The sequence below is a fragment of the Noviherbaspirillum sp. genome, assembly GCF_036563305.1.
Lineage (GTDB): Bacteria > Pseudomonadota > Gammaproteobacteria > Burkholderiales > Burkholderiaceae_D > Noviherbaspirillum.
Genome location: NZ_DATCMQ010000007.1, coordinates 54941 through 75210 on the forward strand (window position 1 = coordinate 54941; position 20270 = coordinate 75210).

15 protein-coding genes and 1 tRNA gene are annotated in these 20270 nt (G+C 65.5%); 8 read left to right on the plus strand and 8 right to left on the minus strand.

The features are described from left to right. Positions 1–328 precede the first annotated feature (328 nt). From VIM12_RS05225 to VIM12_RS05250, 6 genes are all read right to left on the minus strand, one after another. Positions 329–1786, minus strand: coding sequence for a pyridoxal phosphate-dependent decarboxylase family protein (locus VIM12_RS05225; protein WP_331940558.1), 1458 nt, complete (start codon positions 1784–1786; stop codon positions 329–331). Between the two features lie 122 nt (positions 1787–1908). Beyond that, positions 1909–3714 carry a diguanylate cyclase gene (locus VIM12_RS05230; RefSeq protein WP_331940559.1) on the minus strand — a complete coding sequence of 602 codons (1806 nt, stop codon included), beginning with the start codon at positions 3712–3714 and terminating at the stop codon, positions 1909–1911. A 127-nt stretch (positions 3715–3841) separates the two neighbouring features. Next, entirely contained in the window at positions 3842–4495 is a 654-nt protein-coding gene (locus VIM12_RS05235; RefSeq protein WP_331940560.1) for a response regulator transcription factor, read from the minus strand. 14 nt (positions 4496–4509) lie between these two features. Further along, positions 4510–5943, minus strand: a complete 1434-nt coding sequence (locus tag VIM12_RS05240) for a PAS domain-containing sensor histidine kinase (RefSeq protein WP_331940561.1) — start codon at positions 5941–5943, stop codon at positions 4510–4512. A 28-nt stretch (positions 5944–5971) separates the two neighbouring features. Next, entirely contained in the window at positions 5972–8365 is a 2394-nt protein-coding gene (locus VIM12_RS05245) for a putative bifunctional diguanylate cyclase/phosphodiesterase (protein ID WP_331940562.1), read from the minus strand. 2 nt (positions 8366–8367) lie between these two features. Next, positions 8368–9003 carry a methylamine utilization protein gene (locus VIM12_RS05250; RefSeq protein WP_331940563.1) on the minus strand — a complete coding sequence of 212 codons (636 nt, stop codon included), beginning with the start codon at positions 9001–9003 and terminating at the stop codon, positions 8368–8370. A gap of 239 nt (positions 9004–9242) precedes the next feature. On the opposite strand from VIM12_RS05250, the gene VIM12_RS05255 reads away from it, so the two are divergent. Then, a tRNA-Arg gene (locus VIM12_RS05255) sits at positions 9243–9319 on the plus strand. A 218-nt stretch (positions 9320–9537) separates the two neighbouring features. Here VIM12_RS05255 and mnmH read toward each other — a convergent pair. After that, positions 9538–10590, minus strand: coding sequence for a tRNA 2-selenouridine(34) synthase MnmH (gene mnmH / locus VIM12_RS05260; RefSeq protein ID WP_331940564.1), 1053 nt, complete (start codon positions 10588–10590; stop codon positions 9538–9540). 188 nt (positions 10591–10778) lie between these two features. Beyond that, positions 10779–12011 (minus strand): PAS domain S-box protein, encoded by a 1233-nt coding sequence (locus tag VIM12_RS05265; RefSeq protein ID WP_331940565.1) that lies wholly within the window; start codon positions 12009–12011, stop codon positions 10779–10781. Between the two features lie 423 nt (positions 12012–12434). On the opposite strand from VIM12_RS05265, the gene VIM12_RS05270 reads away from it, so the two are divergent. The 7 genes from VIM12_RS05270 to VIM12_RS05300 all read left to right on the plus strand — a co-directional run bounded on the left by VIM12_RS05270 (position 12435) and on the right by VIM12_RS05300 (position 20269). After that, positions 12435–13868, plus strand: coding sequence for a sigma-54 dependent transcriptional regulator (locus VIM12_RS05270; protein WP_331940566.1), 1434 nt, complete (start codon positions 12435–12437; stop codon positions 13866–13868). A 414-nt stretch (positions 13869–14282) separates the two neighbouring features. Then, positions 14283–14957, plus strand: a complete 675-nt coding sequence (locus VIM12_RS05275) for an energy transducer TonB (protein ID WP_331940567.1) — start codon at positions 14283–14285, stop codon at positions 14955–14957. Between the two features lie 24 nt (positions 14958–14981). Continuing rightward, positions 14982–15704, plus strand: coding sequence for a MotA/TolQ/ExbB proton channel family protein (locus tag VIM12_RS05280; RefSeq protein ID WP_331940568.1), 723 nt, complete (start codon positions 14982–14984; stop codon positions 15702–15704). After that, complete coding sequence (locus VIM12_RS05285; protein ID WP_331940569.1) at positions 15701–16117, plus strand: biopolymer transporter ExbD; 417 nt, start codon at positions 15701–15703, stop codon at positions 16115–16117. Before VIM12_RS05280 ends, VIM12_RS05285 begins: the two co-directional genes overlap by 4 nt. A 41-nt stretch (positions 16118–16158) precedes the next feature. Continuing rightward, positions 16159–17199 (plus strand): extracellular solute-binding protein, encoded by a 1041-nt coding sequence (locus tag VIM12_RS05290; protein ID WP_331940570.1) that lies wholly within the window; start codon positions 16159–16161, stop codon positions 17197–17199. A gap of 95 nt (positions 17200–17294) precedes the next feature. Then, positions 17295–19568, plus strand: coding sequence for a TonB-dependent siderophore receptor (locus VIM12_RS05295; protein WP_331940571.1), 2274 nt, complete (start codon positions 17295–17297; stop codon positions 19566–19568). Positions 19569–19579: 11 nt separating this feature from the next. Then, positions 19580–20269, plus strand: coding sequence for a Fe2+-dependent dioxygenase (locus VIM12_RS05300; protein ID WP_331940572.1), 690 nt, complete (start codon positions 19580–19582; stop codon positions 20267–20269). Position 20270 lies beyond the last annotated feature (1 nt).

Here is a 20270-nt window from a genome sequence, read left to right on the forward strand (position 1 = left end):
GTCTTTCAACTCCGGTCCGCGTTGCTGAACCGCTGTTGAAAGCTTTATCGGTCGGGTCTGGAAAAAGTTTAGGATTTTTTTCCGCTGCTTTTTCCTGGCCCGCTCCGATCACGAGCCGGACATCCCCTTCTTCGGACGTCCCGTAACAATCTTTAACAGGAGAAATATTTTTTCTGGGAATCTTTGGTTGAATCGTGCAGAATTATCGGTAAGCCTCTGATTCGAATAGATTTTTTTGCCTGTCGTGCCCGCGCGCTGGCGAATTCTTCTTTGCCGCCCTAAAGTTTGCGGCGTCCCTGCCGTTATGCGGCCGCTTTCGCGATGGGCGTCATGCAGCGTCCCGGTCGAGCGTCTCTTCGCGGGAGCCGAAATGCAGGACGCCTTCGATCAAGGCGTCGATGTCGCGCCGTTCGGTGCGGTGATTGAACAGGGCGGCGCGTATCGCCAACCTGCCGTTGACCATCGTGGTCGATGGCGCGACAACGCCGGATTCCTGCAGGGCGATCGCGATGTTGCGGTTGGCCGCATCGGCGTCCGCGCAGCGGTAGCGGAAGCAGACGATGTTCAGGCCGACCGGGGCCAGCAGCTCCAGCCGTGGTTCGTCCTCGATCCGCTGTTTCAGGTACTGCGCCAATGCGCAGCCATGGTCGATGACGGCGCCCAGCCGGTCGCTGCCATACGTCTGGATCGAGAACCATGTTTTCAGCGCGCGGAAGCCGCGCGACAGGTCCGGGCCGAAATCGCACAGCCAGGGCGAGCCGGCGGCCATGCCCCGGATTTCGCGCGAAAGGTAGGCTGCGGGCGAAGCAAAGGTGTCATGGTGCAGGCGTCCGTCGCGTACCAGGATGAAGCCGGCGTCGTACGGGACCTGGGCCCACTTGTGAAAGTCGAAGGCGATCGAATCGGCCCGCTCCAGGCCGGCAAGACGCGGCGCGATCCGCGGCGACAGCATGGCCAGCGCGCCGTACGCACCGTCCACGTGGAACCAGACGCCTTCCCGGGCCGCGATATCGGCCAGCGCGGACAGCGGGTCGATCGCGCCGATGTCGACCGTGCCGGCGCTGCCGGCAATAAAGAACGGCGTGCAACCGGCGCGGCGGTCGGCGGCGATCGTCGCCGCCAGCAGCGCGGTGTCCATCCGTCCCATTGCATCGGTCGGAATCAGGCGCAGGGCGGCGGTCCCCAGTCCGCACAGGTCGATCGCCTGGCTCACGCACTGGTGCGCGGCGACCGAGGCGTAGGCGGTGAGCCGCAGCCCGCTGGCCGCGAGCCCGGACTGCCGGACACCGGTGCCGAGCGCCGCGGTGCGCGCGACCAGCACGGCGATCAGGTTGGCCATTGAACTGCCGGTGACGAACAGGCCGCTGGCGGCGTCAGGAAAGCGGAACAGTTCGCGCACCCAGCGCAGCACCTGGCGCTCCACCTCGACCGGGATCTGATCGCGGCCGCCCACGTTGGCATTGAGGCCGGCACTCAACATCTCGGCCAGCATGCCGGCCGCGCTGCCGCCGCCCTGTACCCAGCCCATGAAGCCCGGATGGGCATTGCCGATGCCATAAGGGAGGATATCCCGCATGAACCGGGCATGGACTTCGGCCAGCGGCGTCTCCTCGCGCGGCATCGGTTCACGGAACGATGCCCGTACCGCGGCGGGCGCCGGTTGCCAGACCGGCTGGCCGCGCAGGCCGGCCATGTGGTCGATGATGTCGTCAAGCATGCGGTGACCCTGCTCGCGCAAGGATTCCCAGTCCGATGGATCGAGCGAACAGGCGGTTTTGTCTTGCATGTGGATTCCAGAATCTGCCCCGTGATGCATCCGGCGGCGGGCGGGGCGTAAAACGCCGCAGCGGGAATATACGGTTTTTGGCGGGTTCGTGCCGGATCCTTGCCTTGCGGTGAAACCCGGGATCAGGCGGCGACGACCCGGTTCTTGCCGGCGTGCTTGGCCTGGTAGAGCGCGGCGTCGGCCCGCTTGACCAGCGTCTGCTGGTCCTCGCCTGCCTGGCGCAGGGCGACACCGGCGCTGAACGTGATCAGCAGCCGCTGGTTGTCGTGCATGAAGATGCGCTTGGTCAGCTCGCGCTGCACCCGGGTCACGGTCAGCACCGCCTCCGGCAGCGGCGTGTCGGGCAGCACGATCATGAATTCCTCGCCGCCGAAACGGGCTACAACATCCATTGTGCGCAGCGTCTCCTTGATCACCCGCACCAGGTGCACCAGCGCCTGGTCGCCGGCGGAATGGCCGTAGGTGTCATTGAGGCGCTTGAAATCGTCGAGGTCGAGCAGGGCGATGCACAGCGGCGTTTCGCGCCGCGCCGAGCGCGCCATCTCGCGCTCGAACACATCGTCGAGGCCGCGCCGGTTCAGGCTGCCGGTCAGCTGGTCCTCGCGCACCAGTTCGCTCATCTGTTCCAGCTTCGATTCAAGCTCCTGGATCCGCGCCTCGGCGTCCTGCACCTCGCGCCTGACGGCGACCATCTCGTCGTGCGAGCGCAGCACTTCGGCCTGCGCCGCCCTGGTGTCGCGCATCATGTCGTCGAGGATGTTGTTGAGCTCGACGATGCCCTTGGCGTCGGTGATCTTCTGCTGGTAGTTGTTGATCTTCTTGTGGAAGTCGCCGGTGCTGACGGCCACCGCCCCGAGGCGGTCGATGAAGGTCATCATCATGTTCTTGACCGTGACCTTTGCCTCCTTCAGGCTGTGCTTCAGCGCGCCTTGCTTGTAGATGACTTCCTTCAGGCTGCGGGTGGCGTCGAGCAGCGCGGCGTGCGTGATCGGACCCGCCAGGAGGTCCCGCACGTTGGCGATCTGGCCGCTCAGCCAGGTGTCATCGTCCAGCAGTTCGCTGACGTTCTCCAGCAGCAGCTGGAACAGCCGCAGCAGGAGCTCATGCTCTTCCGCCATGTCGTCGGCTTTCAGTCCGACGCGGAAGCACAGCTGCTTGAGCCGACCGCCGATCTCGTTCAGCGCCTGCTCGGTCCAGGCCGTACGGATCGACTCTGCGAGCGCCTCGGATTCCTCCGCCAGGGCGGGGGCGCCGCGCAGCATCGAGCCGAGCGCCAGGGTCAGGGTGCGTACCAGCAGGTCGCGCAGCATCTGCATCTGGCGCGTTTCCTGGACTGCCGGCGCAATGACGTTGAATGCGGCGGGGGCAGGGCGGGCCGGGGGGGCGTCCTCGACCAGCGGCAATCCTGCGGCCGCGGCGGCAGAGGTTGACGGCGTCGCGTCCACCAGCGGGATACCGCGCGACTTCGAGACCGGCGGCGCTTCCGGGTCGACCAGCGGGATGGAAGTGCGGGCAGCGGGCGCCCCCAGCGGGGCAACCGGCGGGGGCTGCACTGCGGACGGCTGCGCTGCGGATAACGGTACTGCCGGAGGCGTTGCCTCGGGCGCCGGCATGGCGGCGGGAGCCAGGTGAAGATCGACAAGCCGTGCAAGGTTGCGGCTGTAGTCCTGCCAGTCGCGGCTCTCGGCGGCTTGCCGCAGCTGCGCCGCAAGCGGAGACAGGTCACGGGGCGTGCGGGCGAGCGAAGCGGCAAACTCCGCCAGCACCTGCTCGGCGCCGGCGCGTGCCTGGATGCCGGCGATCTCCTCGTAGATTTCGCGATAGGCGTCAGGCGTTGGCGCAATGCGGCGTACCGCGAGACGCTTGAACGCCTCGCGCGCGATATCGGCGGGACTCTGCTGCTCCGGCTTGCTGTCGTTCTCTCGCATCCTGCGCCATCCGTGGAAGGGCGCAGTTGACGGACGCGCCACGTTAATTCGCCACTTTACGTTGATTAACGGCAAAAGAGAAGTGTGCCGCAGCAACGTCGGCAAGCCGGGCGGCGTCCCGGCAGCCTTATTCAACCAGGCGGTTCCGGATGGCGTAATGCGTCAGTTCCGCGTTATGCCGCAATTTCATTTTTTGCAAGAGGCGCGAGCGGTACATGCTGATGGTCTTTACGGACAGCGACAGCTCCGCGGCGATGTCGCTGACCGTCTTCCCGGACGCGATCATCACCAGGGTCTGGTACTCTCGGTCGGACAGGGTCTCGTGCAGGGGCACCTCGCGGTGCTCGTCACCGACCTGGTTGGCCAGTTCCTGTGCCAGCGCCGGACTGATGTACTTCCTGCCGGCGGCGACCTGCCGGATGGCGTCGACCAGCTCCGCGGGCGCGCTCTGCTTGTTCAGGTAGCCCGCGGCGCCGGCCTTGAGAGACCGGATCGCGTAGAGGTCTTCCCGGTGCATGGACAGCATCAGCACCGCCAGCTTCGGCATCTCCTTCTTGATCTGCTTGAGCACCTCGATGCCGCTGCGGTCGGGCATCGAGATATCCAGCAGCAGGACGTCGCAGTCGCCCTTGCGGGCGAGCTTGACCGCGTCATTGCCGTTCTCGGCATCGCCGGCGACGACGATGTCCTTGCTGTCCGCCAGGATCTGCCGCAGCCCTTCGCGCACGATCGCGTGGTCGTCCGCGATCAGCACCCTGATTGTTTCGTTCGCTGTCTTCACGAGCACCTTCCCTTTTAATCCGGCAGGGGAATTCTAATCGCGACTTCGGTGCCGCCGCCGGTCGCCGCCGCCACCGTGAGCTGCCCGCCCAGTGCGCTGACGCGTTCGGCCATGCCGCGGATGCCGAAGGATTTCGGTTTCAGGCGGTCGGTCGGCGCGATCCCGCGACCGTTGTCGGTCACTTCCAGCAGCACGCTGTCCCTGGTGCGCAGCAGGCGCACGGCGACGCGCGTGGCCTGCGCATGCTTGCCGATGTTGGTCAGTGCCTCCTGGAAGATCCGGAACAGCGCCGCGGCCTGGTCCGCCGGCAGGGCAATCTCCCTGGCGCCGCACTCGACCTCGCACGGAATGCCGAGCTGCTTCTCGAATTCCCTGGCCTGCCATTCGATCGCGGCGACGATGCCGAAATCCAGGATGCCGGGCCGCAGGTCGACCGCAATGCGATGGATCGCTTCGATGGTCCGGTCGACGAGCGCATCGACGTAGGCGGCCTTCTCGGCGAGCGCCGTGTCGTCTGCCGGCAGCCGCTTCTTGACCAGCGCCATGGCCATCTTGATGGCGGTGAGGTTGCCGCCGAGGTCATCGTGGATTTCGCGCGCAATGCGGGTGCGCTCGATCTCCTTCACGCTTTCGACGTGGGCCGACAGCTCGGCCAGTTGCGCGCGCGAGCGCCGTATCTCGGCCTGCTCCAGCCGGCTCTGGGTGATGTTGGTCATGATCCCTTCCCACTGGACGCAGCCGCCTGGCAGCCCGCGTGGTGTGGAGCGCAGGTTGATCCACTTGATGTCCTTCCATTTCTCGACGTGGATGCGGCCCTCCCAGTTCCATTCCCTGAGCCTGCTTGCGGAGGCAGTCATCGTGGCAGTGAACGAGGGGCGGTCCTCCTCCACGATCAGGTGCAGGAACAACGCCGGATCGTCCCGCAGGCGCTGCGCGCTCACCCCGAGCAGTGCATGGCAGCCGTCCCCGAGAAACGGCAGGGCGGTGCTGCCGTCGGGCTTGCGCAGCAGCTGGAAGAACAGGCCGGGCGTGTTGGAGACGATGGTGCGGAAGCGCGCCTCGGACAGGCGCAGCGCCTTGTCGGAGGCGTCGCGCGCGCTGAGGTCGTTGCCGATCATGACGTAGGCCGGCGCCGTCTTCGACGCGCAATGGACCAGGCGGAATTCCACGGGATAGGTGGAGCCGTCCTTGCGGACCAGCACGGCGTTCAGCGACGTCCGCTTGCGGCGGCCGTCGCGCAACGGCGCCAGCGCCTGCTCCAGCATGTCGCGCGACAGTCCCGGCGCAATGTCGAGCGGTGTCAGCGCGGCCAGCTCGGCGGCCACGTATCGCAGGTTCTTGCGTGCCGCGGGATTCGTGTGCAGGAACCGAAGGCTGCGGCAATCGACGACGTAGATCTCGCTGAACGACGCCTGCATCACCAGGGGCAGCCACTCTGCCTGCATCATGTCGGTCTCCTTTCCCGGTCCGGCCGGTTCAGATGCCGGCGCCGTCGGTCCCCGCGCCGTCCGCGGAGGAGGGCGGGCGCCACTGCGCGAGCCAGGACGAGAACTGCTCCGCCGGTATCGGCCGGCTGATGAAATAGCCCTGGCCCTGGTCGCAACCGATGGCTGCTAGCAAGTGCCATGCCCCCAGCGTCTCCACGCCCTCGGCGACCACCTTCAGGCCCAGGTTGTGGCCGAGGTCCACGGTGGATCGGACGATCTTTGCATCGTCCGCGTCGTTCTCCATCTTCAGGACGAAGGATTTGTCGATCTTCAGTTCCTGCACCGGCAGCCGCTTCAGATAGGCCAGCGAGGAGTAGCCGGTGCCGAAGTCGTCGATCGACAGGTCCGCGCCCATGGCATGCAGGGCGTCCAGTGTTTTCTCGGCCCGCACCGGATCGTCCATGATCGCGCTTTCGGTGATTTCTAGACAGAAAGAAGCGGGCGGCAGCTGATGGCGGGCCAGCACCCCGGCAAATCTGGCGGGCAGTTCCTGGTCGAGCAGGTCGCGTGTCGAGAGGTTCACCGATACCCGAAGGTGGATGCCGTCGGCGCGCATCCGGCTGCACAGTGCGGCCGACTGCTCCAGCACCCAGCGGGTCAGGGTGCGGATGAACCCGGTGGATTCGGCGAACGGGATGAACTGGTCGGGGAACACCATGCCGCGGTCCGGATGCACCCAGCGCAGCAGCGACTCGATCCCGTTCACCCGGCCGGTGGCGAAATCCACCTTGGGCTGCACATACAGGCGAAGCTGGTTTTCCTCCACCGCGCGGCGCAATTCCGTCAGCAGGGACAGGCTGTGCTGGCTGCCCTTGTCGAGGGCGGATTCGTACATCACGGCCTCGTTGCCGCCGGACTTGGCCGCATACATCGCGATTTCGGCCCTGCTCAGCAGGAGTTCGGCGGCCGCGCCGTGGTCCGGGTAGCCGGCGATGCCGATTCCCGCGCCAAGATCGACGCTCTGGCCTTCGACCACGAGCGGCGCTTCCAGTGCCTTCAGCAGGCAGGCCGCGACCTGGCGCGCGTCCGCAGCCGGAGAATCCGGCAGCAGAACGGCGAACTCGTCGCCGCCAAGGCGGGCGAGCTTGCAGGGTACGGGGAATGCCTGCGCCTGCAAGCGTTCCGCCACCATCCGCAGCAGCGTGTCGCCGAATCGATGGCCCATCACGTCGTTGACGTCCTTGAACCGGTTGAGGTCCATCATCAGCACCTGGCATGCGCCGCCCCGCCGGGCTGCCTCCGCAATCGCCGCATCGAGCAGCGTGACGAACTGCGCCCGGTTCGGCAGGTTGGTCAGCGTGTCCCAGTACGCCAGCCTGCGGATCTCGAGTTCGCGTTTCGATATGCCGTCGCGCATGGCGGCGAAGGCGCGTGACAGCTCTCCGATCTCGTCGTCCCGGCGCACATCGATCGCACCTTCGTAGTCGCCCGTTCCAAAGCGTTTCGCGGTATCGCCGAGGTCGCGCAGCGGGCCGGTGATGCGCCGGGCGACGACGATGCTGGCGCCGAACGCGATCATGATGCCCGCCACGGTGAGCACCAGCAGCCGGAGCTGAAGCTGGCTGTAGCGCGCAACCGCCTCGCTGGTGGAGCGCAGCAGCACCACCAGCACTTCGTCGTCGCTGTCCTCGGCGATCGGCAGCAGGCGGGCGCTGTATTCGGCGTCCCCCAGCGTCATCTCCGGGATGAAGGCGCTGGCGTGTTCGAGCTGGCCGAGTCGCTGGAGCAGGCTGGCGGTGGCGGCGCCGGGCAGGGTGCTGGCGTCGGCGCTGTAGCCGGTCTTGCTGTCGCTGGTCAGAATCGCCACCTGCAGCGAAGACAGTTCCCGCATGTCGTCCGCGATGCGCTGCCCGATGGCAAACGCCATCGCCACCCAGCTGATCGTCACCGGCGCCTTCACCGGTACCACCACCACCAGGTAGGGGCGCTCCTCCAGTACGGCGGCGCCGGCCGCGCTGCCCTTTTCCTCGGCACGGTCGATCAGTCCCAGCGCAGCCGCCTCGAGCGGACCGTTCGCACCGCCGGCAGTGGCGGCGCGCAGCGAGCGGTCGAGCCCGATCAGCATCGTATGCGACGCCTGGATACGCTGCCCATGGTTGGCGAGCGCCGATTCGATGGTCTCCCGGTCATTGCTTCCGATCGCCTCGCGCATGCCGTAGTCGGCGGCAAGCAGTCGCGCGCCCTGCGTCAGCGTCTGCGCATACTGCTGCAGCACCCGTCCGAACACGCGTTCGCCGACCAGGAGTTCCTCGCGTATCGCAGTGCGCGCATTGTCCCGGATGCCCGCCTGTATGGCGAACAGGCCGGCCAGCTGGACGGCAAGCACCAGGACCAGGAACAGGAGGACGATCCGGCTTTCAAGACTACGCAGGCGCAACGACATTGCTACCGCATCCTTGCATTGAGCGTGATCGAAGCCGACGCCTCGCCACCGGTGTGGTTGAACACCTGCTCCGCGGGCGGCGCCCCGGGCGGCAGGCCGGGGTGCCAGGCTTTCAGGCGATAGCGCCCGGATGGCATGCCTTCGATGCGGACCTTGCCTGTACTGTCGGTCTTGCCGAAATGCGGTGTCGAAACGACGTGGATCCATGCCGCCATCTGGTCATGGATATTGCACCCGATGACGACGGTGCCGGGCTTGTCGAAGGTGACGGGATTCGGCGGATCTCCCGCATACAGTTTCAGGTCGAATACCTTGGCCGGCGAGAGCGAGTAGACATGGTGGCGCACGGTGTCCCGGTTCGGGAAAGAGATGCTGGTGCCCGCCTGCACCACGGTCACCGCGGGCAGGAAGCGCTTTTCCTTCTGCTCGATCTCGGCGCCGCGCGCCGCTTTCGGCACCGGCCCGTCGATCGGTTCGGCATAGACGACGGCGTCCACGAGCGCCCGCCCGCCTGTGTCCTGTACGTATACCTGAAGGCTCGCGTGGGCAGTCGACGCGAGCAGGCAGGAAAGCAGCAGGAACAGGCGGCCGCGGGGAAGGCGGCGCAGCAACGGGACGCTTGGCGCGGGGGAAATCATGTCGTGTTGGTTCTGGCTGGCCACAGCCCCGTGCAGCGTACTCGCGCGGTCAGGGATGGTGCCAGGTGATGCTCGATAGAAATAGTGAGCCGACTTTAACACAGGCGCCTTGCACTTCGGCAGTCCGGAGCAGCGAGCCCGGGCGAGGAACGCAGCCCGGCTGCAACGCGGCGGCATCTGCATTTCTTGCGCCGGGGGCTTTCTTTTTTTATTGAACAGGTGCTATACTTTCGTTTTACGCGGCTGTAGCTCAGCTGGATAGAGTACTTGGCTACGAACCAAGGGGTCGTGGGTTCGATTCCTGCCAGCCGCGCCATTATTTGCAAGAAAAAACGGGTCAGTGCCAAAAGCACTGACCCGTTTTCCTTTGGGCCTCCGGATTTCAGCGCGGCCCGGATCGCCGCCGGTTGTTTTCACGCCAGATTTCCCCATTCGCGTACCGGCCTGTCCTCCCGGTCGGGCGGTTCCCGTGGTATGCCGGTGCCGGCTCGCCGCCGGCCTTGCGTGACGCCGGGCAGCCCCGGCGCGTCGCGTTCAGGCGGGCAGGGGGGCGTGCTGCGGATCGTATTGTGCAAGCAGGTCCTGCGCGGCGACGCGCAATGCCGGGGGCGACAGGTCGGGCAGGGAGATCAGCGGCGCCTTTTCTAGCGCAAGGTAGTGCCGGCTGGTCGAACGGGTGTAGGCGGGGTCGTAGTGCATGCGCATGATGCGTTCGAACAGTTCGGGCATCCGGCGCGCGCGGGCCATGTCCTCCCAGTGGGAGAACTCGGCGCTGCCGACCAGCTGGCGCAGGTGGGCAAGCTTGGCGACGAAGGCTTCCGGGTCGTCCTCGAAGTGGCGGTAGTCCTCGCGCCAGAGGATGACGCGCTGGTCCATCGGCGCGTCGATCCGGAGCAGGCGCGCGCCGGCGTGCATCGTGTCGAGCAGCGCATCGGGCAGTCGGACATTGCCGATCTTCTTCGACTCGGCTTCCACCCAGATCGGCCGGGCCGGATCGAACCCGGACAGTGCCTGCATCAGCAGGCTGTCGAAATACTTCTGCGTCGGCTGGGTCTTGCCGGGCAGCGCCCCGATCACGGAGCCCCGGTGGGAGGCAAGCGCCTCGAGGTCGAGCACCTGCGCGCCAAGCCCCTCCAGCTGATACAGCAGCCGTGTCTTCCCGCATCCGGTCGGACCCGACAGTACGATGTAATTGAAGCGCCGCGGCAAGGTCTCGAGCTGCTCATTGATCCAGCGGCGATATCCTTTCCAGCCGCCCTCCAGTTTCTGCACCCGGTAGCCGATGGTGTCGAGCGCATCGAACCAGAGCCGGCTGCGCTTGCCGCCGCGGAAGCAGTAAACGAGGATCCGCGTATTGCGGGGCCGGCCGGAGATCACCTCATCGAGGTGGCGGGCGATGTTCTTGAGCGAATAGGCGACGCCGATGAGGTAGGCACGCATCTTGTCGGTCCGGTGCAGCGTGCCGACCTCGGCGTACTCGTCGCTGTTGACGACTGGCAGGTTGATCGCACCCGGAATGTGATCTTCGGCATACTCGCGCTCGCTGCGGGCATCGATGATCAGGTCGTACTGTTTGAATCTTTCCATGACGGTGCCTGGTTCTGAAATAGCGTTCGATTGTGCCACAGCTTGCCGCTATGCCTGATCGCGCCGGAAGGCAGGGCGATGCCCGCCGCCGGGCCAACGCATGCTCCGCATGCTTGCCGTTATCCAACCGGGCCGAACGTCGCGCCTGCCCGGCTGAACAAGGGGGCACGGCCAGGGCGAAGCCAGGCTCAGGCGCACGGGTGCGCGCTGTGCCTCCGCGCGCTGATGTCCTCGCTGACGGCGACGAACTGCGTGATGTGGCCTTCGTCATCCTTGAGTGGTGATATCACCACGTACGACCAGTATTGCTGTCCGTCTTTCCTCGTATTGTGCAACTCGCCGTGCCATTCCCTGCCGGCGAGAAGCGTTTCCCACAGATTGCGGTAGACCTCCGCGGGCATGTCCGACGACTTCAGCAGGCGCGGGGTGCAGCCAACCACATCTTCCACGCGATAGCCGGTCAGGCTGGAGAAGCACGGGTTCACATATTCGATGATGCCCTTGGCGTCGGTAATCATGACCGCCCTCGTGCTCTGTTCGACGGCGCGCGACAGCTTGCGAAGCTGTTCCTCGGTTTTCCGGCGGCCAGCATCCCGCTCGATGTTCTCCAGTGCAAACGACAGGTCGTCCGCCATTCCGTCCAGCATGCGTATCTGCGCCGTCTCGAGAACATCGTCAACGGACGTGTAGAGGCTGAGCATGCCCGCGGCACGGCCATTGACGCGCAGCGTGAGGCTTACCCGGGTGCCGAAGCGCTCGTCCTGAGGCCTGGAGCAGACAGGTTTACCGATGCCCTCGCAAGTGCCCGCGGTCTCGCCGTTCGGCGCTACCCCGTGCAGCGCGGCGCCGCGCGTCGCCACCAGGTTCCAGGCGCCGTCGTCGCCCTCGAGTGCCGCGCGGGCGATTGCGAATCCGGCCGCTTCGACCGCAAGGCGGCACACCTGCTCAAGCAAGCGGTCGCTGTCGGCGGCGCGCACGATCGCGCTTCCGACGCCGGAGAGCAGGCGGTGGAGGCGTGTCGCCTGCGCCGCTGCCAGTCGTTCGCGCCGGCGTTCCGCCGCTTCCGCCGCCATGCGCCCCTCGCAGGCGGCAAGCTGCGCCATGTGTCGCCTGATCTCGCACTGCAAGCGTGCCGACTGCCTGATGCGGGTACGGGTGAAGCGGGCAGCCAGCACGGCCAGGCCCAGCAGTGCGACGGCTGCGATCAGCGGCGCGCCTGCCGCCGGCCACGCGGAAGTCCCCGGGCCCTGCTGCTCGGCGGCGGCCACGCCGTCCGGCAGCCACGCATGGGCATACATTGCGGCGAACGCGCAGCCGAGCACCAGCGTCGACACGAATGCGAGCGAAGTGAGGAGGCGCAGGCGCAACTTCAGCGTCGCCGCTTCCGGTTCATTTGTCGCCAGCTGTGCACTTGCATGCATCTCGTCGCTCCCCATCCTTGAAATCGCCCGGCGCCGCCGGCAGGTCGCCATCCGGAACGTGTCGGTTTCCGGGGCGCTTTTATCCCGCATCCAGCAACTAGCATGCCAATTGATACAAACGGGAAATTCCAGGGGAGAGCGTCAAAACCGCGAACCGCCCCTTCCCGAAACCGGGAATCGGCAGTCCTGCGCTCTCGCGTGTGGGAATCACAAGCGGGGTGTGCATGGAGCGGCTGCACCCGTCGTGCCGGCCGGTGGTTCCAAGGAAAGGACCGTGAACCAACCCTTGCGACTTCGCCAGGCCGGTACAGCGTCTGTGGCAAGGGTCGCTGCCAGCGTTTATGCTTGCGTTTCCCGATTCCGGAAAAGATCCGGGATGGGTGGGGCTGCCGCGGCAGCCGCCGACAGATCGAAGAATGCACAATGAACAAGTCCGATACCAATACGATGAAGTCTCTGGAAGTGCTGATCGTGGACGACGAGCCTGCGATACGCGAGGTGCTTGCCGTCCACCTCGAGGGCGCCGGATGCAAGGTCTGGCAGGCGGGCAGCGGCAGCGAGGCCTTCGCGTGCCTGGCCAAAGGGGACATCGACGTCGCCGTCAGCGACATCAAGATGCCGGACTTCACGGGCATCGAGCTGGTGCGTCGCGCCCGCGCCGCAGGTATCGAGACCAGCTTCATCATGATGACCGCCTACGCGTCGGTGGATACCGCGATCGAGGCCATCAAGGCGGGCGCATCCGATTACATGATCAAGCCCGTGCGCAATGACGAGGTGGTGCACCGGCTGATGAAGGTGCGCGACCTGCGCCGTCTCAGTTCCGAGAATCGCGTTCTCCGCAACCTGGTGCTCGGCTCCCGCGAGCCGCAGTTCGATTTCGCCTCGGCGTCGATGAAACAGCTCGAGCGCATGATCGCGAAGGTGGCGCCGACCGACAGCACCGTGCTGGTGACGGGCGAGAGCGGCACGGGCAAGGGCGTGATCGCGCGCCAGATCCATCAGAACAGCCAGCGGGTGGACGGCCCCTTCATCCCCGTCAACTGCGGCGCGATTCCCGAGAACCTGATGGAGAGCGAGCTGTTCGGCCACGTCAAGGGATCGTTCACCGGCGCCGACAAGGCGCGCAAGGGGCTGTTCCTGGAGGCGGACAAGGGCACCATCTTCCTCGATGAGATCGGTGAACTGCCGCTCGCCCTCCAGGTGAAGCTGCTGCACGTGATCGAGGAGAAGTCGATCCGACCGGTGGGCAGCGAGCAGGCCAGGCGCGCCGACGTGCGCATCGTCGCCGCGACCAACCGCGATCTTGCCCAGATGGTCGCGGAGGGCCGCTTCCGCGAAGACCTCTACTTTCGCTTGTCAGTCTTTCATGTACACGTTCCCCCGCTGCGCGAACGGCGGCAGGACATTCCGGGGCTGGTGCGCTTCTTGCTGGCAAAGGCGGCGAAGCGTCTGAACACCAGTGAAGACATCAACATGGACGCGGATGTCGAGGAAACCCTGTGCGCCTACGAATGGCCCGGGAATGTACGGGAGATGGAAAACGTGGTTGATCGAGCATTGATCCTGGCCGACGAAGGCCGTATTACGATGGCGGACCTGCCGCCGCACGTGGCGCGCGTCGCCCCGCCGGGAAGCGCGCGCGTGGCGGGCGAGGGCGGCGACAGCCTGCGCGAGCAGGTACGCCGTTTCGAGAGCACCGTCATTCACAATGCCATCGCCGACGCCAACGGCGACCGGCGCGCCGCTGCCCTGAAACTCGGCATCGGACTTTCCAGCCTCTACCGCAAGCTCGAAGAGTACGAGGCGCTCGGCATCCTGCCCGGCCCCGCCGACAACCGTCCCCAGCCGCGCTGAACTGCCGCGACGCGCTGCCGGACCATCGGTTTCGGTAGCGTGTGCCTGTTTTTGCTCTTCATGTCGCCGCAGCGGCAATCGCTGCCGGTGGCTGCCTGCCAGCCCGCCCGTCTCCTGGTGCGAGAGGGCATTCCACAGCCTGCCGCCTGGGCGCGCCGGACGTCGATGACGCCCGGCGCCAGCACGGCCATCGTTACTGGCCCATCCCTGCCTTTCATCCCTGCCGATTTCACGGGGACGTCCGAAGTCGTTCAGCCGGAGGGTCAATCCGGTTCGCCGCAGGAATTTCCCTCTTTTCTTTTTAAATGAGAATTGTTATCATTCCCTTCTTGGCTGAATGAATAGCCGCTTCGCCGCAAAGGCGAAGACTGGAAGAGCGGCAGGCAGAAGCCGTTACGGCAAAAAAAAGACCCTATGAATCAATCGTTTAACGCGAAAGCCAGCGTCCTGACGCTGATTTTCGCGATCCATCTCGGCCTGCTGATCCTGGCGACGCTCGGCGCCGGCACAGCGCCGGCGGTACCGTCCGTGCCGCAGCCCATGGTCATGGTCGAGATGCTGCCGGCCGTCGTGCCGCCAAAGCCCGAACCGCCGAAGCCGACGCCCCCCGAACCGAAGCCGCAGCCAAAGAAGCCCGTTCCCAAGGCGCAGCCGAAACGCCAACCGCCGAAGACGACCACCAGCGACAAGGCGTTGACCGCGCCGGAGCCGGAGCCGGAGCCGGTCGCGCCGGCCCCGGTAGCCACACCCGAGCCGCCGGCGCCCGCACCGCCGGCGCCGCCAGCGCCACCGGCGCCGCCCGCACCCGTCACCCCGCCGCGATTCAACGCCGCGTACCTGAACAACCCGGCACCCGTCTATCCGCCGCTGCTGCGCCGCGCCGGTGAAGAAGGCAGGGTGGTCCTGCGGGTGCTGGTCACGGCGGAGGGCAATGCGGGCGAGGTCCATGTACTGCGCTCGAGCAGTTCACCTCTGTTCGACGAGGCTGCACTGAACGCCGTGCGCAAGTGGCGCTTCGTGCCGGCCCGCCGCGGCGATGCGCCGGTGGCCGAGTGGGTGCAGGTGCCGATCGATTTCAAACTGAACTGAACCGTCATTTACGAAAGTACGCTCATGAACAACCCCTACGGTATTGCCAACCTCTGGCAGCAAGGCGATTCCATCACGCGCGCTGTGGCGATCGTCCTCCTCATCATGTCCATCCTTTCCTGGTACGTCATGGTGGTCAAGGCCTGGAGCCTGGTGCGCCTGCGCCGCCAGGCGGCGGTGGCCAACGAGAAGTTCTGGCACAGCAAGAGCCTGGAAGAGGGCATGAACATGCTGACCCCCGACCGCCGCAGCAATCCGTTCCGCGCACTTGCCGAGGACGGCGCCAACGCCGCGCTCCATCACGCGATGAGCAAGGAAGACCTGCACGGCGCACTCAATCTCAGCGAATGGGTGACCAGCTGCCTGCGCCGCTCGATCGAGAACGTCACCGGCCGTCTGCAAAGCGGACTGCAGGTGCTGGCGTCGGTGGGCAGCACTGCTCCTTTCGTCGGCCTGTTCGGCACCGTCTGGGGCATCTATCACGCACTGGTCGGCATCGGCGTCACCGGACAGGCCAGCATCGACCGGGTTGCCGGCCCCGTAGGCGAGGCACTCATCATGACCGCCTTCGGCCTGATCGTTGCCATCCCGGCGGTGCTTGGCTACAACGCACTCACCCGCAGCAACAAGGCGCTGCTGTCGCAGCTGTCCAATTTCGCGCATGACCTGCATGCGTACCTGATCACCGGCGGCCGCGTCGGACAGGCGCCGCAGAATGTCGTCAGCCTGCGCAAGGGGGAGGCATGAGCTTCGGGAATCCCGACAACGACGATGACGTGATGGCGGAGATCAACATGACGCCGCTGGTCGACGTCATGCTGGTCCTGCTCATCATCTTCATCATCACCATCCCGGTGATCAATCACGCGGTGAAGCTCGACCTTCCGCGCGCGGCGAGCCAGCCCAATGACGTCAAGCCGCCGCACGTCGAAGTGTCGATCGATGCGCAGGGCATCATCAGCTGGAACGGCAACGCCGTCGACGAGCAGGCACTGAAGGAGAACATCGCGGTCGCCTCCGCGCAGTCGCCGCAGCCGGAACTGCACCTGCGCGCCGACCGCAAGACCCCGTACGAGAACGTCGCCCGGCTGATGGCGGCGGCGCAGACCGGGGGGCTGAACAAGATCGGTTTCATCACCGATCCCGAAGCTGCAAGGTAGTCCCCATTCATCAACCACTTTCGCACTTGACCAGGACATCCATGAAAGTCACTCTTTGCAACGCCATCGCCGCCGCCCTCTCGCTCGTCGCCGTCGCTTCCGTGCAAGCCCAGGACAAGGTGCTGAACCTGTACTCGGCGCGTCACTACCAGACCGACGAGGAGCTCTACAACAAGTTCACCCAGCAGACCGGCATCCGTATCAACCGGATCGAAGCAGATGACGCGGCGTTGATGGAGCGCCTGCGCAACGAAGGAAAGAACAGCCCGGCCGACGTGATCCTGCTGGTCGACGCCGCCCGCCTCTGGCGCGCGCAGGTCGAAGGCCAGTTCCAGCCGGTGCGCTCGAAAGTGCTGGAGGAGCGGATTCCCGTCAACCTGCGCGGCGGTGACGAGGGGCAGGGCGCACAGTGGTTCGGCCTGTCGACCCGGGCTCGCATCATCGTATACAACAAGGTGCGCGTGAAGCGCGATGAGGTGGCCACGTACGAGTCGCTCGCCGACCCGGTCAACAAGGGCAAGGTCTGCACCCGTTCCGGCGCACACCCGTACATGCTGTCCCTGATCGGCGCCATGATCGAGCGCAACGGCGAGCCGGCGACCGAGAAATGGGCCCAGGGCATGGTCGCCAATTTTGCCCGTCCTCCGCAGGGCGGCGACACCGACCAGATCAAGGGCGTCGCCTCGGGCGAATGCGCCGTGGCCCTCGCCAACAGCTACTACTACGCTCGCCTGCTGCGCTCCAACAAATCGGAAGACCGCGAGATGATGAACAAGGTTGGCTTTGTGTGGCCGAACCAGGGTACTTCCGGCACTCACATCAACGTCGCAGGTGGCGCAGTCGCCAGGAATGCCCCGCACCGCGACGCCGCCGTCAAGTTCCTTGAATACCTTGCCAGCGACGAAGCCCAGGCCTATTTCGCCAACGGCAACAACGAGTGGCCGGTCGTGAAGACGGCGGTGGCGAAGAACCCGGTGCTGCAGCAGATGGGCGACTTCAAGACCGAAAACGTCTCGTTCACCGCCATCGGCAAGAATCAGATCCCGGCCCAGAAGATCCTCGACCGCGTCGGGTACAAGTAAAAGCATTCCGTTTTCATTTCTCGTCATGTCGCAGCCAGCCAGTCCCTGTTGATAGCCAGCCTGACACTTCAATTCACCACGTACAGGGATTCACAATGAAAAAGAAACTGGTAAAACGCCGGGCGCCGGAGGCAAGACAACGTCCGCAGCAAACCCGGCACGCCGTCCAGCCGGAGATCCGCCTGGCGGCGAGCCTGCCGCTCGGTGCGCTGATGCTTGCCGCATCGGTCTCCGCAACCGCCCAGAACGTCGCGCAGGCGCCTGCCTCGCGCGACCAGGTGATGCCGACGGTGGAAGTGCAGGGACAGCGCGAGACCCTGAGCAAGGAATCGCTGCGCACCACCACGACCGGCATCGGCAAGGGCACGCAGGAGCTGCGTGACATTCCGCAGTCGGTCACCGTCATGACCGAGCGCCTGATCGACGACCGGAATCTCGACGACTTCCGCGAAGTGCTGCGCACGACTGCCGGCGTGACCTTCCAGGCGGGCGAGACCGGCGAGGAAGACGTGCGTCTGCGCGGCTTCTCGCTCGGCCAGGCGGGCGACATCTATACCGACGGGCTGCGTGATGGCGCGCTGTACGAGCGCGATACCTTCAACAACGATCGCATCGAGGTGCTGAAGGGGTCGGCATCGATGTTGTTCGGCAAGGGCTCGACCGGTGGTATCGTCAACCAGGTCAGCAAGATGCCCTTCCTGTTCAACCAGAACGAGGTGACCTACACCGTCGGCAGCGGCGACCTGCATCGCTTCACGGGCGACTTCAACATCAAGACCGGCGACGATGCCGCCCTGCGCTTGAATGCGATGGTGCACGATGCCCACAACTGGGGCGCCAAGCAGAAGAAGCTCGGCATCGCTCCTACCTACAGTTGGGGCATCGGCACCCGCGACGAGTTCACCGTGGGCCTCTTTCACCTCGACATCGACGGCCGTCCGACCTACAGCAATCCCTGGTTCCTCTCGGGGGGCAATCGCGGCACCATCATCGAGTCGCTGCCGGCCAAGAATTACTACGGTTTCACCAGCGACTACCTCGACACCCGTGCCACCTATGGCACCTTCGCCCATACGCATCGCTTTGACAACGGCAGCCAGGTCAAAACTCAGGTGCGTCACGGCCGGTACGAGCGGGACCTGTGGGCAAGCGTGATCCAGATCGCCACGCCGGGCACGACGCGCGACAACATCAATGACAATACCGTGCTGCGCCGCGTTCCAAAGGGACGCGCCGCAGTCAGCGACACGACTCAGCTGTCGAGCGACTACTCCGGCAAGTTCAATTTCGGCGGCCGGCAGCACGAACTGCTGGCAGGCGTCGACCTGTACCAGGAGGATGCCAAGCGCAACAACAGCTTTGCAGGGCCCACCAGCCCGTTGACGACCACAGTAGGAACGCCGAACGATGGCGACTGGCGCGCCGACACGCGTGGCCGGCCGGTGTACAACGACTTCGACGCGCGCAACATTGGCCTGTACGCACAAGACATGGTCAGCATCACCGATACGCTGAAGCTGCTCGGCGGCCTGCGTTTCGACCACTTCACGGCCAAGTACAACACGGCGGCCGGCGTGAGCAACGATCGCAGCGAGAACCTGTGGTCGCCGCGCGTCGGCGCTCTGTTCCAGCCGAGCGACTGGGCGTCGTACTACGTGTCCTACGGTACTTCGTACAATACGTCGGGCGATACCTATCAGTTCGCGCCTGGCGCACCGACACCGGGCTCGCAGGCCGAGCGCGACGCCAACACACCGGCGGAAAAGAGCCGCAACTTCGAGCTGGGCGGCAAGTGGGAGCTGTTCGAAAAGCGCGCTTCGCTCGGCGTTGCCGCGTTCTACAGCGAGAAGTACAACGAGCGCAATACCGACCCGGACACCGCGTCCGACCAACAGCTTCTCTCGGGAAAGCGTCATGCGTCGGGCATGGAATTCAATCTCGCCGGCCGCATCACGCCAAAGTGGGAAGTCTTCTTCAACCACACCTGGATCCCGTCCGCCAAGATCGACAAGAGCAACGTTGCGCTCAACGCGGCCGGCACGGGCGCTCAGGTCGAGGGCGACCGCCCGGGCCTGACGCCGAAGCATAGCGGCAGCCTCTGGACCACCTATCGGATCCTGCCGGAACTGCGCCTCGGGGCAGGCCTGACCTACCGCGGCAAGCAGAATCCGGAAGGGGCGCGGCACGTCACGGCCGACAGCTTCACGGTGTTCGACGCGATGGCGGAGTACACGATCAACGAGACCTGGTCCGCCAAGCTGAACGTCTCCAACCTGACCGACAAGCTCTATGCCGACTCGCTGTACCGCGGGTTCTATGCCCCGGGCGCGCCGCGTCGCGTGGAACTGACGCTGAAGGCCATGTTCTAGGAAGGCATGCGATGCTCCTGCACCTGAAGAACGTCCTCACCCGCGACGAAATCGCCACCGCCCGTGCGCTGCTCGGCGCGGGCGCGCCGTGGGTGGACGGTCGGGTCAGCGCGGGCGGCCAGGCGGTCGCCCGCAAGAACAACGAACAGCTGGCGCAGGACAGCGATGTCTCGCGCCAGCTGCAGTCGCTGGTGCTGGCCGCGGTGCAGCGCGACCCGCTGTTCTTTTCGGCGGCGCTGCCGCGCAAGATATTCAACCCGCTGTTCAACCGCTACAGCGGCGGCAGCAACCACTACGGCGCGCATATCGACGGCGCCGTTCTTTATTCGCGCAACCCGGCCCAATGGGTGCGCACCGATGTGTCCTGCACGCTGTTCCTCGCAGAGCCGGACGAGTACGATGGCGGCGAGCTGGTGGTCCAGGACCCGCAGGGCGAGCGGCGCGTCAAACTGCCGGCGGGCGATCTTGTGCTCTATCCCGGCACGACCCTGCACCAGGTGACGCCCGTCACGCGCGGCGCGCGCCTGGCCAGCTTCTTCTGGATCGAGAGCATGGTACGCGGCGCGGACCAGCGCCAACTGCTTTTCGAAATGGACATGGCGCTGCTGAAACTGCGCGATTCCCTTGGCGAACAGGAGCCGTCGGTGGTGCAACTGACCGGGACTTACCATAACCTGCTGCGCATGTGGGCCGACACCTGAA

Excerpts from the sequence above, each read along its gene's own strand:
- VIM12_RS05225 (WP_331940558.1), bottom strand. The coding sequence starts at position 1,786 with ATGCAAGACAAAACCGCCTGTTCGCTCGATCCATCGGACTGGGAATCC.
- VIM12_RS05230 (WP_331940559.1), bottom strand. The coding sequence starts at position 3,714 with ATGCGAGAGAACGACAGCAAGCCGGAGCAGCAGAGTCCCGCCGATATC.
- VIM12_RS05240 (WP_331940561.1), bottom strand. The coding sequence starts at position 5,943 with ATGATGCAGGCAGAGTGGCTGCCCCTGGTGATGCAGGCGTCGTTCAGC.
- VIM12_RS05245 (WP_331940562.1), bottom strand. The coding sequence starts at position 8,365 with ATGTCGTTGCGCCTGCGTAGTCTTGAAAGCCGGATCGTCCTCCTGTTC.
- VIM12_RS05250 (WP_331940563.1), bottom strand. The coding sequence starts at position 9,003 with ATGATTTCCCCCGCGCCAAGCGTCCCGTTGCTGCGCCGCCTTCCCCGC.
- mnmH (WP_331940564.1), bottom strand. The coding sequence starts at position 10,590 with ATGGAAAGATTCAAACAGTACGACCTGATCATCGATGCCCGCAGCGAG.
- VIM12_RS05265 (WP_331940565.1), bottom strand. The coding sequence starts at position 12,011 with ATGCATGCAAGTGCACAGCTGGCGACAAATGAACCGGAAGCGGCGACG.
- VIM12_RS05270 (WP_331940566.1), top strand. The coding sequence starts at position 12,435 with ATGAACAAGTCCGATACCAATACGATGAAGTCTCTGGAAGTGCTGATC.
- VIM12_RS05275 (WP_331940567.1), top strand. The coding sequence starts at position 14,283 with ATGAATCAATCGTTTAACGCGAAAGCCAGCGTCCTGACGCTGATTTTC.
- VIM12_RS05280 (WP_331940568.1), top strand. The coding sequence starts at position 14,982 with ATGAACAACCCCTACGGTATTGCCAACCTCTGGCAGCAAGGCGATTCC.
- VIM12_RS05285 (WP_331940569.1), top strand. The coding sequence starts at position 15,701 with ATGAGCTTCGGGAATCCCGACAACGACGATGACGTGATGGCGGAGATC.
- VIM12_RS05290 (WP_331940570.1), top strand. The coding sequence starts at position 16,159 with ATGAAAGTCACTCTTTGCAACGCCATCGCCGCCGCCCTCTCGCTCGTC.
- VIM12_RS05295 (WP_331940571.1), top strand. The coding sequence starts at position 17,295 with ATGAAAAAGAAACTGGTAAAACGCCGGGCGCCGGAGGCAAGACAACGT.
- VIM12_RS05300 (WP_331940572.1), top strand. The coding sequence starts at position 19,580 with ATGCTCCTGCACCTGAAGAACGTCCTCACCCGCGACGAAATCGCCACC.